We start from the raw sequence: 12,838 nt of genomic DNA on the forward strand, positions 1-12,838 counted from the left end.
CCCACCACGACGTCCCCACCCGCGACCGCCCCCGCCGCCGCGCCCCCGTCGACCGGTTACGCCGCCGCGTCCCCGCCGACCGGCCCCACCGCCGCGTCCGCGCCGACGGGCCCCACCGCCGCGTCCGCGCCAACCGGCCACGTCACCGCGCCGCCGCCGGCCGGCCACACCACCGCACCTTCGGCGGCCGGCCCCGCCGCCTCCCCGCCGTGGGACGGCCACACTGCCGCACCCCCGCCGCTGCCCGGCGATTTCCCCGGCACCACGACCGTCCCCCCCGCGCCCGCGAAGGTGCTGCGGCTGGCCGACTTCATGCCCGATCCGCCCGACGACACCCCGATGCGGGTCTCCGGGATCGGGCTGCTCAGCGGCGAGCGCTACCTCGTCCCCGCCGAGGTCGTCTGGACGAGCGAACCCACGTCCCGCGTCGAACCCACCTTGGTCGGCCTGGTGGCCGCAAGCCGGAACGGCATCTCCGTCGCCATCGCGGACCTCCTGGCACACGACATCGTCACCCGCTGGTGGACGAACCCAAGAATGCCGTTGCTCCGCATGTCCCACCGCGTCCCCAGCATGCTCCCCCCCGGCATGCCCCAAGCACTCGCGATGCTCCGCCTAAGGGTGACCGCCTTCGTACTCCCCGCCCCCGACTTCCCCATCGCGATAGTAGGCGTCAGCGGCGACGGCACCACCATAGCCACAGCCGCCGCCCACTCCATCCACACCGCCGTCCGCGAAGCTTTCCTCCGCGCCATGGCCGCCCGAGCCCAACCCTGGCACACCCTCCCCACCGCCGACTCCCTACGCCGCCTGACCGTCTGGCACCGCGAAGCCGACTACCTGGCCCACCTGGACCGCTCAGCCGTAGACCCCACCCCCACCCCCCTGGACGAATCCGGCCCCCTAGGCTGGGCCGACATAGCCTGCCGAAGATTCGGCCACGAGCCCATCCTCATAGGCCCCAGCCTGAACACCCCCATCAAAGTCATCTGCCCCGGCGCCGCCTGCCACCACACCACCCCCTCCGGCACCTACCTCCCCTGCCCCGTCCCCTGACCCCAGCCGCCCCTCGAAACGGCGCTTTCGGCACTGTCCTTCAGGGCGATCCTCTGCCGGGTTCACACCACTCCATCGCGCAGGCAGTCCTTCGCCGGCGACTTCCCTGCATGCCTTCGCGAGGGCGGGGCCGGACTACGCAGACACCAATTGCTGCCACGTCCGAAGCGCACCTTTCCGACATCTACGTTCGAGTCATGTGCAGATTGTCCCGCACAGTCTTGGTGATGGGGTGGTCGTTGCCCAGCAGCTGTTCGCATTGGGTGAGTGTCTTTTCGTACAGCGGGATGGCCTGTCCCAGGTCGCCTGCCGCTTGGTAGGCACTGGCCAGGTTGTTGCGGGAGGCCAGGGTGTCAGGGTGGTCGTTGCCCAGCACGCGTTCGCGTTGGGTCAGTGTGGTTTCGAACAGCGGGATGGCCCGTCTCAGGTCGCCCGCCACTTGGTAGGCGTAGGCGAGGTTGTCGCGGGAGGCCAGCGTGTCGGGGTGGTCGTTGCCCAGCGCTCGTTCGTATCGGGTGAGTGTGGTTTCGTACAGCGGGATGGCCCGTCCCTGCTCGCCTGCCCTTTGGTAGGCGTAGGCGAGGTTGTTGCGGGAGGTCAGGGTGTGGGGGTGGTCGTCGCCCAGCGCTCGTTCGCATTGGGTGAGTGTGGTTTCGTACAGCGGGATGGCCTGTCCCAGGTCGCCCGCCGCTAGGTAGGCGCCGGCCAGACTGTGGCGGGAGGTCAGGGTGTGGGGGTGGTCATCGCCCAGCACTCGTTCGTATTGGGTGAGTGTGGTTTCGAAGAGCGGGATGGCCTGTCCCAGGTCGCCCGTCGTTTCGTAGGCGCCGGCCAGGTTGTAGCGGGAGGTCAGGGTGTGGGGGTGGTCGTTGCCCAGCACTCGTTCTCGCTGGGTGAGTGTGGTCTCGAACAGCGGGATGGCCCGTCCTAGGTCGCCCGCCACTTGGTAGGCGTAGGCGAGGTTGTCGCGGGAGGCCAGCGTGTCGGGGTGGTCGTTGCCCAGCACCTGTTCGCATTGGGTGAGTGTGGTTTCGTACAGCGGGATGGCCCGTCTCAGGTCGCCCGCCACCTGGTAGGCGTAGGCGAGGTTGTTGCGGGAGGTCAGGGTGTCGGGGTGGTCGTTGCCCAGCGCTCGTTCGCGTTGGCTGAGTGTGGTTTCGTACAGCGGGATGGCCTGGCGTAGGTCGCCCGCCGCTTGGTAAGCGCCGGCGAGGTTGTTGCGGGAGGTCAGGGTGTCGGGGTGGTCGTTGCCCAGCGCTCGTTCGTATTGGGTGAGTGTGGTCTCGTACAGCGGGATGGCCCGTCCTAGGTCGCCCGCCGCTTGGTAGGCGTAGGCGAGGTTGTTGCGGGAGGTCAGGGTGTCGGGGTGGTCGTTGCCCAGCGCTCGTTCGTATTGGGTGAGTGTGGTCTCGAACAGCGGGATGGCCCGTCCTAGGTCGCCCGCCGCTAGGTAGGCGCCGGCGAGGTTGTTGCGGGAGGTCAGGGTGTCGAGGTGGTCGTTGCCCAGCACCCGTTCTCGTTCGGTGAGCGTGGCGATCAGCAACGGGATGGCGCGGCTGAGATCTGCCAGGTCGGTCAGGTACTGTCCACACCACGCGCGCAGGGCCAGGAGGCGTGGGGGGATGCCGGTCGTGGTGGTGAGGGTGTGCAAGGCATCGGTCTGCTCCAGGAGGGTCTCCACCGCGGTGCGAGCGCTCCAGGTGTGGGCTCCGCCAGGGATACGGTTGTTGAACGCCTCCAGTACTTCGATCGCCTGGTCGATCGTGGCGGGTAAGTCGCCGTCGTAGGCGGACCGTTCGCGTATCACGCGTTGGATCAGGCGGTGCATCACTACCGCCGAGCCGTCCTCGCTGAAGCTGATCAGCGAGGTGTCGGCCAGCGTGGCCAGGCTTTCCTGCACGATGGTGACGGCGGACAGATCGGCCACAGGCACTTCGGAGTCGCCGGGGTCGATGCCGCCGGTCAGCAGGACAACGGGGACGCCGACGGGGGACAGCACTGCCAGGACCCGTAGTAGGTCACCGATGCCGTCAAGGGCCTGTTCGGCCTGGACCACCGACAGCAGGATGGCTTGCGCGGTGCCGGCCGGGTAGGGGTCATGCGGAACTCGGGGCAGGTAATCGCTCAACCAGAAGGCGGTCAGCAGTCGCCGGTAGGCGGTGTAGTTCAGGCGCCGGCGGGCGATCAAGGCGGCGGCTTGGGCCAGTGCCAGCGGCAGGTAGCCCAGCTCTTTGGCCAGCGCGTCGGCTTCGGCAGGATCCTCCAGGCCGGTGCGCTCCGCGAGGAAGCGGGCCGCCTGGGTGGGGGTGAAGGTGTCCACCTCGATCGGGGCGTACCGCTGGTGGAACGCCCGGTTGCGGGAGGTGATCACCACGCGGACGGCGCCGGTGGCCGGACACCACGCGGCGACCTGGTCCACATCGGTCGCGTTGTCGAACACCACAAGCCCTACCTGCCCGGCTGCCGACCGTGCCGACAGCCACGCCTTGGCCTTGCCCGCCGCAGTGGTGGCGTCGTCATCGAGGGCGCGCAGTCCCAGGCGGTGCGCCAGGCCGGCCAGGCCGGTGGTGATCTGGTCGTTGCTCTCGGCCGCCACCCACGCCACCACCGGCCAGCCCGCCTGCTGACACGCCCACGCGTAGGACGCCGCCAGCAGGGTCTTGCCCACCCCCGGCGTGCCGGTCACCGCCGAGACCACCGCCGTCCCGGCCGCACCCACCTGCGCATGTAATCGCTGCAGCAACTCCTCACGCAGCTGAAAACCTGGCGGCTGGGCGGGGATGTCACCTTCCACGATCTGCTCGGCGGGCGGACGCGGTTCGGCCTGGGTGATGGTGAGGTTCCCGGCGACGTGCGCGATCTGGAACAGGTCACGGCCCACCGTGGTGTCGGTCACCGACTGCAGTGGCCCCGGATCTGAGGTGTCGCCGGGGCCGCGCGGGGCGTTCACGAGCGTTCGATGGTCACATCGCCGCCCACACCGTCGATCTGCGTGATGGACCCACCCGCCTGCGAGCCACTCACCCGCTGACCGCCACCCGCCGCACCCGCGTCACCGGCCACCGTCCCGGCTGCGGGTGGCCGCATTTCTTGCGGCAGCCCGCCGGGCTCGGCCGGGCCCGGCTCCGAGGCAGGCGCTGACGGTGGCGTCTCCCGTAGCCGGACGTTGCCGGTGATGCCACGCAGCGAGTCGATGTTCCCGCCGGCCGTGCTGTTCTCCACCACCTGACCGGACGAGCCGGCAGTGGGCACTGCGGTACTGGGCGGGGCGTCACCCGGCGGGCGGGTCAGCCAGTAAGCGACCAGCGCGCTCGCCGCGGTCAGCGCCACGGCGATGCCGGTCCACCACCAGCTCCACCTGCCCTCGGTGAGAATCTGGTTGCCGGCCACCGCGACCCCAACGGCGAGTATCACCGAAAGCACACGCAGGACCCACCTGATCCACGCCGCCGTAGTCCGCACCCGTCCACGCATGTCGGCCATCATCGGTCACCTGGCAACATCGCACAACGTATATCCGTAATAACATTGCGAACGTGGCTGTGCCATCCGAGAAGTGGACGTTTCCCGGCGACAGTCCTGTATGACAGATCCCAGGATTTCCACTTGGCCGTCGAGCATCGATATCGGTGACTGGGACGTATTCACACGTCGTCAGGTGTCCCAGGTGGTTCGAGGGCCAGGGCCGCACGGAACTCGGCGACAGATGGCCGGGAGCGCTGGTCGCGAGGTACGGCACGTAGCACCATCTTTCCTGTCTCGATGACGTGCCGGCTGCGATAGGCCGGGGTGAGCGCGACGATCGTCGCCGCTGCTTGGCGTAGGCCCTCGTCGACACCACCTTGGACCACTGTGCACAACGCCCCGTGGAGTTGGATGTTGGCTCGGTACTGGTAGTCCCTGGCCAGCTTGAGCACGTGCTCCCGGGCGGCATCGGCCGCTGACTCGGCGCCGATGGCCGCGTACACCCAACTCTCCGTGAAATACACCCGGGAGGGGCTCCAGAACCCGTAGCGATCCGGGATCATGCCCTTCTCCGCCAGGCTGCGCAGGGTATTCAGTGTCGTCAGAGCCTCGTCGTGCCTGCCGAGCATGGACAGGGCCTTGGCCTGTGTAGTCATCAGGTCCACATCGGATCCGCCGGCGAGTCGCTGGGCTCGCTCCACCAAAGTGAGGACGGTCTCCGGGGCGCGCTGGCCGTACAGGCCATGTCCCGCCTCCTCTGCCCGGACGGCCAGCTCCAGTTCGAGGTCGCCTGCGGCGTCGGCGGCCTGCCGCGCGGTGCGCCACCAACGGATGGCGGCACCGTGGTCCCCCAGGCGGGTCAGCGCATTGGCATGGACGGAGGAGAGTACCGCCAGGAATCGTCGCAGCTCAGTGGTGTCGGCGGGAGTGGCCGTGTCGAGCTGACGGCGGATCGTGAGCAGATCGACAAGCAGGTCGGTGGCGACCTGAGTCGGGGGGCGGGTGCGCAGGGCGTGCATATGGTCGGCGCAACTCAGTTCCCACTCGTCGATGGCGCGGTACGCGTACCCCGTAGCCGCGTCGAGGAGCTGGCGAAGTGGCTCGCCAGTGATGCCGAGGGTGCCTAGTCCGGCGAGGAATTGGAGCGCGGCCCGGCGTTCCATATCGTCGTCTCCATTGCGATATGTGAGGGTCTCCAGCTCCATACCCGGGCGGAGTCGCTCTGATTCGGAGGCGGCCGTGAGGCGGACAAGCGTGCCGTAAAGGGCGGTCAGAATTCCCCGTGCGCGGTAGACCTCGTCCAGCCGGGAGACCATCTCGGGTGGCGGGATGCGTTCACCGCGTTCCCACTTGGCCAGGTTGGAGAAGTCCACGTAAAGATCGGACGCGGCGCGGCGCAGGCCTGTTTTCGGCTCGCTCTCGCGACAGCGACGCATCACGGCACCGAAAAGGTGCCACGTGGAAGCGTGTGGGTCGATCGGGTCTGCGGCCATGGACACCTCTCGTGCACGTGGTCGGTGCGGCCACGAGGGACCACGCCGTTGCGCTTCCACCTCCGTCGATCACTGTCAATGATTGCACTGCTACAGCACGTGGCGTACGGAATCGGCGGGACCCGCAGGCGAGCACAGCGTCTCCGGGTCCCTTGATCAGGAAGGTGGTCCAGACTGTGGCGCAGATCAGACGGCGGCGACGCCTGTTCGGGAGCCGTGGCCCCAATTGGCACGCCCGCCATGCCGTCGGGCAGCCCTATATTCCGGTCGAGCCAGGCAACCCTGACCCGCGTGCCCGTGCCACCGCCGTGCTGCTCGATCGGCTCGAACCAGCCTGGACGATCCTTTACGGGACATGGAGCCGGCGGTTCTACGCCATGGCGCTGTTCGCGGTGCCGTACCCGCTGACCGTGGAGGCCACCAGCGCGCAGGAGCTCACCGAGTTGATGCGCCAGGCCGAGCAGGAAATCCTTAGTGGCGGCACGGAAGAGTCGTCGCGCGTCAACGGATGGCACCGGGTATCCGTGGCGGTTGCAGCGTGACCCGGATCGGCGAGCGGACGGAGACCGCCGCGTTCCCCGCCACCGGGCCGTCCATCAGCGAGGCCCGGCGCTGGCTGGGTGAGCTCCTGGAAGGGCATCCCCGTCTCGACGATGCGGTATTGCTGTTGTCAGAGGCGATGACCAATTCCCTGGTGCACACCGACTCGGCCGCCATCGGTGTCACCATCACGACCGAACTCAACGGCGACGTCCGCATCGAGGTCTCCGACGAAGGTGCTCAAACCCTGCCGGCCCTCCACCCGCATTCCGACGACGAACCGTCCCCCTCCGGCCGGGGAATCCGCCTGATCCGCGCCCTGTCCTCCCGCTGGGGCTTCGCCGAGCAACGCCCTCAGTCCGTCCTCTGGTTCGTCCTTGGCCCACACAGTGAAGAGGAAATTTCCCGCACGCCTCGTGTCATGTCGCCCCCGGCGCTTCGCTGCACTTCAAGTAAATCGTGAACTTGGCCGTATAGCGGTGGGTACGGTGAGCCCGGCAGGCTCGGGGGTGCGGGGGTGTCCCCCGCATAAGAACAGCCCTTGCGCCTGCGCGCGGAGCGCGCTCTCGCAAGGACCTTTCGGCGGGCGTCGCCCACGCTGGGGTTTGACTGTGCGTCGTACGTGCCTGTCGTGGTCAGGCTACACGGTGGTGTCGCGGGCGTGGACGAGGCGCCAGAGGAGGGAGGTGAAGAGGGCGCGTTCGTCGGGGGTGAAGAGGGATGATCCCCCGGAGGTCTACGCTCGCCCGTGGCCTCAAGACCGTCGCGTGCTGTTACACCGCTATTTGTTGTACTGGGGTGCCCCCGACGTGATGTTCCGCCCTGTCGGTCTCTGATGCCCAAGCGGTAGGCCCGGTACGTCCTCGGCCGAGGCCACATGCGTCCGTCGCTCGTTCCCAGTACAGATGATGAGAGTTGCGCCTAGGGTGACGCGCAGTGGTCGTACGGCTTCACCGCGCAGGCCGCCGTGCCTCTGTCCGCGGTGGGAGTGCGTCCTACGTGGCGCGGTCGTGAGACCGGATGCTTTGTCCTTCGTTGATCCTGTTGCGTCAGGGGTTATCGTGGCCGGTGTGCTGAGCAGTTACGCGGAGATCCGGGACCGGATCTATCAGCTGGCTCGTCAGCACGGGCTGCGGGTCGACTGGCCGGAGAAGACGAAGAGCAGGCAATTGCTTCATCTCGTCGACGCCGATCAGGTCGTGGTGGCGATCACCACGGTGCCGGTCCGGGGGATCACCCGCGAGGCGCTGGAGCGCCTGGGCGCGGATTTGGAGCACCTGTTCGGGAAGGACTGGATGGTATGACCGAGCACACGCTGATCTTCAAGGTCATCCGTAGCCGGGCGCTGGACACGGGGACCGACGTGTGGGTGGCGCTGCCCGAGGGTGCCCCGGGCAGCGTCTCGGGTGACACGCTGGCCGAGTTGCTGGAGGAGGCCGAGGCGGTCAAGCATTTCGTGCTCGGGTTGTCCAAGGACGTTCCGGTGCGTGTCGAGTTCGTGTTCGAGGTGCCCGGTGTGCCGGTCGAGACGATCGACTCCTATCGGCAGGCTCGTGCGCGGCTGATCGATCAGCTCCGGCAGGCCGGGTTGTCGGAGCAGGACAGCGCGGAGCTGCTGACCTTGCCGGGCGGGCAGGCGCTGCGGCGGACCGCTTGATCGCCGTATGACGGCCTGTCCCTTGGATCGCTGTATGACCACCTGTCCCTGCCGGCGGGCCCCGCTGCCACGAGGTCGTCTTCTGGGGATCTGCCACTGAGGGGCGAGGACGGTCCCTCGGCGAGTCTCAGACCGCTCCGCGTCGCAGTGGTACGCGGTGAGCCCGGCGTGCGGGGGGCTACGGGGTGGTGTCGCGGGCGTGGACGAGGCGCCAGAGGAGGGAGGTGAACAGGGCGCGTTCGTCGGGGGTGAAGGGGGAGAGGAAGGTGTCGAGGGCTTCGAGGATGGCGGGGGAGAGGTTGTGGCGGACGAGGGTTTGGCCTTTGGGGGTGAGGCCTATGGCGTATTTGCGGCGGTCGTCGGGGTTGCGGGCGCGTTGGACGAGGCCTAGGCGTTCGAGGCCGTCCACGACGCTGACCATGGTGGTGCGGTCGATGCCGTGGGTGCGGGCGAGGTCCTGCTGGGACTGGGGGCCCAGGGCGTCGATGGCGGTGAGGACGATGAAGTCCTTTGAGCGGAGGCCGAAGGGCTCTACGGCGGACTCCAGGATTTCCACGAAGAGGTCGTTGGCCTTGGTCATGAGCAGGCTCGTGGAGCTGTACAGGACGTCCGCGGGGGGGTGATGGGTACTGGGTGAATCAGTGCTCACATCGTCCCCTTAAGTAGGCATATCTCGGTTAATGCGCAATTTGCGCGCGATTCCGCATGCCGCGATATGGACAAGAGTGTCACACGCGGCCATGGGGCACGCAACAGTGCGCGATCGTAAAATCGTCAGTGATACTGATTGACAGAAATGCTGATGGTCTGTGATCCTGATGGAGGCGTAGGGGGCGGTGTAGGGGTCCGGAGAGGGGTGTCCCGCGCCGCCGTACGGAGGGAGTTCGTGGTGGGTGAGGGTCGGGGTGGCGGGGACGCCGGGACAACGTGGGACGGTGTCTGAGGCATGGTGCGGAAGCGGGTGCCGGACGCCGGGGTGGAGCTGCTGGCCGAGTCGACCGGGTGGCTGCTCAACGGGGCGGCCCGGGAGTTGGTGCTGGAGCTGGAGCAGGCGCTCCGGCGGGACGATCTGCGGTGGCGGGACTACGGGGTGCTCGGCACGCTGGAGGCCGCGGGGCCGCTGTCGCAGCAGGAGATCGGGCGGCGGCTCGGGGTGGACCGGTCGACCATGGTGGGGGTCATCGACGTGCTGGAGGGCCGGGGGCTGGTCGCGCGGAGCCGGGACCGGGTGGACCGGCGGGCTTATTCCATAGAGCTGACCGAGGCCGGCCGTGCGTTGCTCGCCGAGGTGCTCCACCCGGTGACGGCCGAAGTGCACGAGCGGGTCATCGGGCGGCTGACCAGCGAGGATCGCGCCAGCCTCAACCGCATCCTGGCCGTGCTGGCTTCCGGCGAGTGATCGGCTGTCCGGTATGGGGTGGTTTACGAATCATCGTGTTCCCTGATAGTTTGTAATTCCACATATCCATGGGAGCCGGATGAGGGCGGATCAAATCCGTGGTCGCCCTGGGTGAGGACATGGCCAGGAGGCGAGCCATGGACGTATCCGTCATCGGCGTCACGGCCGAGGCCGTGGAGGTCTACCGTTATTTCCTCAGGCACCGCGGTGAGGGCGTCGGCTCGGTGCGGCAGGCCCTCGGGCTCGACCCCGATTCCATCGAAGCCGCGGTCGAGTCCCTCGGCCGCCTGTCCCTGCTCGATCTCACCGACAGGCACAAGGTCGTCGCGACCGAGCCCGCCATCGGCATCGAACGCCTCATCGAGCGCCGTCTCAACGAGCTCAACGCCGAGATCCGCCGCGTGTTGTCCGCCCGTGACGCCATCGCGACCCTGGTCGAGGACCAGAAGCACGGCGAGGCTGCGGTGTCCGTCCTTGACATCGAGCGGGTGGAAGGGCTGGACCGGGTACGCCAGCGGCTGGACGACCTCGGGTTCTTCTCCTACAAGGAGACCCTGTGCCTGCACCCGGGTGGCCCGTTGTCGCGCGGCGCCATCGAGACGGCGCTGCCTCTGGACACCCGGTCGCTGCGCCGGGGCCTCGCGGTCAAGGCGGTGTACCACCCCAAGGCTCTCGACGATCCGCTGATGGCGGCCTACCTGCGGGACGTCGTCGGCCTCGGCGGGCAGATCCACATCACCGAGGACCCGATGGACCGCATGGTGATCTTCGACCGCAGCGTGGCGGTCGTGCCGATCCATCCCAAGGAGAGCGCCCGGGGCGCGCTGCTGGTGAGGGAGCCGGGCCTGGTGTCCCAGCTCGTCACCTACTTCGACGGCGTCTGGGACGCCGCCGTCGACCTGCGTGAGTACACCGAGCCGAGCGACGACAAGCCGCACCTGTCGGAGCTGGAGCGGCGGGTGCTGTCGGTGATGGCCACCGCGGACAAGGACGAGATCGCGGCCCGCGAGCTCGACGTGTCGGTCCGCACCTACCGCAGGTACGTCGCCGATCTGATGGCCAGGCTCGGCGCCGTCAACCGCTTCCAGGCGGCTCTGCGCGCCAAGGAGGAGAACTGGATCTGAGAGGCGCCGCCCTTCAGACGACGGCCGGCCGGCCCCGGGTCAGTTCCACTGGGCCCGCTGGCCGTGGCGGCGGGCGGTCACCCAGTAGCCGAGCCGGGGGCCGCGGCCCACGCTGAGGGTGTGGCAGGTCACCAGCCGCCAGTGGCTGACCTCGGGGTTGGCGAGGACGGCGGCCACCTCGGCGCGCACCTCGGCGCTGGTGAGGTCCTCGTCGGTGTGCACCCGGATCACGATGTCGCCGGTGGCCTGCTTCAGGTCCTTGCGCCACCGCGGGGGCAGCAGCGCCAGGATGCGGATGCCGTCGATCGGGGACTGCACCGTCGCGCCGACCTCGGTGCGGCGCAGCGTCAGCTCAAACAACATGGCCGGCCGCTCCTGCCCTGCCTGGGACGGACGTGGTGGCCGCTCCCGCCTCGCGGGGGAGGGGCGTGGTCGCTGGACGCTGGGCCGCGTCCGCCCTGCGAGGGAGGGGCGTGGCCCGGGGGCGGCGCGCGGCTGCTGCCGGGGCGGGGGCGGACGGGGGCCGGGAGAGGCCGGGGGGCGTCACGCGGTGGCCGGGGGTGGGCGCACCGGGGCCCTCGGGGGCCCATTTGCCGGCGGTGGGAATTGAATCGACCGGCGGCATGACCGGGGTCTCCATTTTCTCAATCTCTTTTCCGTGGCGGTGGATTAGTTCTCCCGCGACCAACTTTCCGCTTTCCGTAGGGCCGCGACCAGGGACGGAGCAGGCAGCAAGTTGCCGGTGGGTGACCGCTTCCTGTCACGGACGGGATGCCGCCCCGCGGGGCGGTTCACCGCCGGGGCCGGGACGCTGAAAGCACACTCGGAGATGACACGGTCCGGCCACAGGCTTTTCACTGGGGTGAAATGGAGGTGATCGGATGCTGGTGACTGTGACGGGCGGCACGGGATTCGTCGGCGCCCATTCCGTCGCCGCCATCGTGCGCGCGGGCCACCGGGTCCGGGTCCTCGCCCGCGACCCCGCCCTGCTGGCGCCCGCCCTCGCCCCGTTCGAGGTGCCCCCGGGCGCGGTGGACGTCGCCGCCGGGGACGTCACCGACGAGGCGGCCGTGGCCGCCGCGGTGCGCGGCGCGGACGCCGTGCTGCACGCCGCCTCGGTGTACTCCTTCGACAGCAGGCGCCGCGCCGCGATGCGCGCGGTCAACGAGCGCGGCACCGAGGTCGTGCTGGCCGCCGCCCGGCGCGCGGTGGACGGCCCGGTGGTGCACGTGTCCACCGTCGCGGCGCTGTTCCCGGCCCGGGTGATCGGCACGGACTCCCCGGTGGGCCGGCCGCGCGAGGCGTACATGGCCACCAAGGCGGCGGCCGAGCGCGTCGCCCGGCGGCACCAGGCGGACGGCGCCCCCGTCGTGATCACCTACCCGCCCGCGCTGCTCGGCCCGCACGACCCCAAGCTCGGCGACCAGACGGGCCGGGTCAGGGACGTGCTGCGCGGCCTGATGCCGATCTGGCCGCTCGGCGGCTTCCCGATGGGCGACGTGCGCGACACCGCCGAGCTGCACGCGAGCCTGTTCACCGCCCCGCCCGTCACGCCGGCCCGGTACTTCGCGCCGAACCGCTACCTGACCACGCGGGAGTACCTCGCGGCGCTGCGCGAGGTCACCGGCCGTCCGCTGCCCGCCGTGCACCTGCCGGCCCGGGCCATGTTCCCGGTCGGGTGGTTCGCCGACCTGGCCCAGCACGTGTGGCCGTGGCACATCCCGGCCGAGTACGGCGCCCTGTACACCTGCGCCTGCGCCACCCGCGTGGCGACGCACGCGGACACGCGTGGCCTCGCCCCCCGGCCGTTCGCGGAGACCGCCGCCGACACGGTGCGCTGGCTGCGCGACGCCGGGCACCTGACCGCCCGCCAGGCGGGTGCCGTGGGTGCGGCGCCGTCCCCGGTGGCGGCGCGCTGATGGGGTCACCGCCATGAGCGAGCGGGTCGCGACCGGTCCGAGCCTTGACCATCACGGGGGAGAGGTCCCGATGCGCACAACCGAGATCGACTTCCTGCCCGTCACGATGCCCCGCCCCACCGGCGGCCCGCCCAACGGCAACGGCAACGGCCACGCCGGCGGCAACGGGTCCGCGAGCCCAACGT

At 69.4% G+C, this 12,838-nt stretch carries 12 protein-coding genes and 1 pseudogene; 8 read left to right on the forward strand and 5 right to left on the reverse strand.

What is annotated here, in order from left to right; all coding sequences use genetic code 11:
- Positions 1–1,056 (forward strand): annotated as a pseudogene (locus ABGB17_RS32040) (hypothetical protein); the annotation flags it as partial.
- A gap of 184 nt (positions 1,057–1,240) precedes the next feature.
- Here ABGB17_RS32040 and fxsT read toward each other — a convergent pair.
- From fxsT to ABGB17_RS32055, 3 genes are all read right to left on the reverse strand, one after another.
- The gene (gene fxsT, locus ABGB17_RS32045) at positions 1,241–3,952 is read right to left on the reverse strand and encodes an FxSxx-COOH system tetratricopeptide repeat protein (protein ID WP_347636815.1); all 2,712 of its coding nucleotides are present in this window, start codon (positions 3,950–3,952) and stop codon (positions 1,241–1,243) included.
- Between the two features lie 50 nt (positions 3,953–4,002).
- The gene (locus ABGB17_RS32050) at positions 4,003–4,479 is read right to left on the reverse strand and encodes a hypothetical protein (protein WP_347636817.1); all 477 of its coding nucleotides are present in this window, start codon (positions 4,477–4,479) and stop codon (positions 4,003–4,005) included.
- Positions 4,480–4,700: 221 nt separating this feature from the next.
- Positions 4,701–6,014, reverse strand: a complete 1,314-nt coding sequence (locus ABGB17_RS32055) for a hypothetical protein (RefSeq protein WP_347636818.1) — start codon at positions 6,012–6,014, stop codon at positions 4,701–4,703.
- A 176-nt stretch (positions 6,015–6,190) separates the two neighbouring features.
- Here ABGB17_RS32055 and ABGB17_RS32060 point away from each other — a divergent pair, with 176 nt between their 5' ends.
- The 4 genes from ABGB17_RS32060 to ABGB17_RS32075 all read left to right on the forward strand — a co-directional run bounded on the left by ABGB17_RS32060 (position 6,191) and on the right by ABGB17_RS32075 (position 8,211).
- Complete coding sequence (locus ABGB17_RS32060) at positions 6,191–6,556, forward strand: hypothetical protein (RefSeq protein WP_347636820.1); 366 nt, start codon at positions 6,191–6,193, stop codon at positions 6,554–6,556.
- Positions 6,553–7,017 carry an ATP-binding protein gene (locus tag ABGB17_RS32065; protein ID WP_347636822.1) on the forward strand — a complete coding sequence of 155 codons (465 nt, stop codon included), beginning with the start codon at positions 6,553–6,555 and terminating at the stop codon, positions 7,015–7,017. The genes ABGB17_RS32060 and ABGB17_RS32065 overlap by 4 nt, the downstream gene beginning before the upstream one ends.
- A gap of 598 nt (positions 7,018–7,615) precedes the next feature.
- Positions 7,616–7,858, forward strand: coding sequence for a hypothetical protein (locus ABGB17_RS32070; protein ID WP_347636823.1), 243 nt, complete (start codon positions 7,616–7,618; stop codon positions 7,856–7,858).
- Positions 7,855–8,211: a hypothetical protein gene (locus ABGB17_RS32075; RefSeq protein ID WP_347636825.1), complete on the forward strand. Its 357-nt coding sequence runs from the start codon at positions 7,855–7,857 to the stop codon at positions 8,209–8,211. Before ABGB17_RS32070 ends, ABGB17_RS32075 begins: the two co-directional genes overlap by 4 nt.
- Positions 8,212–8,389: 178 nt before the next feature.
- Here the strand turns inward: ABGB17_RS32075 and ABGB17_RS32080 are convergent, their stop codons facing one another.
- Complete coding sequence (locus ABGB17_RS32080; protein ID WP_347636827.1) at positions 8,390–8,860, reverse strand: MarR family transcriptional regulator; 471 nt, start codon at positions 8,858–8,860, stop codon at positions 8,390–8,392.
- Positions 8,861–9,157: 297 nt separating this feature from the next.
- On the opposite strand from ABGB17_RS32080, the gene ABGB17_RS32085 reads away from it, so the two are divergent.
- Positions 9,158–9,610 (forward strand): MarR family transcriptional regulator, encoded by a 453-nt coding sequence (locus ABGB17_RS32085; RefSeq protein ID WP_347636829.1) that lies wholly within the window; start codon positions 9,158–9,160, stop codon positions 9,608–9,610.
- A gap of 137 nt (positions 9,611–9,747) precedes the next feature.
- Positions 9,748–10,734, forward strand: a complete 987-nt coding sequence (locus ABGB17_RS32090; protein WP_347636831.1) for a DUF6879 family protein — start codon at positions 9,748–9,750, stop codon at positions 10,732–10,734.
- 39 nt (positions 10,735–10,773) lie between these two features.
- On the opposite strand, the gene ABGB17_RS32095 is transcribed toward ABGB17_RS32090, so the two are convergent.
- Positions 10,774–11,097 carry a hypothetical protein gene (locus ABGB17_RS32095; RefSeq protein WP_347636833.1) on the reverse strand — a complete coding sequence of 108 codons (324 nt, stop codon included), beginning with the start codon at positions 11,095–11,097 and terminating at the stop codon, positions 10,774–10,776.
- A gap of 518 nt (positions 11,098–11,615) precedes the next feature.
- On the opposite strand from ABGB17_RS32095, the gene ABGB17_RS32100 reads away from it, so the two are divergent.
- A complete protein-coding gene (locus ABGB17_RS32100) occupies positions 11,616–12,653 on the forward strand; it encodes an NAD-dependent epimerase/dehydratase family protein (protein ID WP_347636835.1) in 1,038 nt (345 codons plus the stop codon).
- The last annotated feature ends 185 nt before the right edge of the window (positions 12,654–12,838 follow it).

Origin of the sequence: Sphaerisporangium sp. B11E5 (assembly GCF_039871875.1) — a bacterium.
In the GTDB taxonomy this organism is placed as follows: Bacteria; Actinomycetota; Actinomycetes; order Streptosporangiales; family Streptosporangiaceae; genus Sphaerisporangium.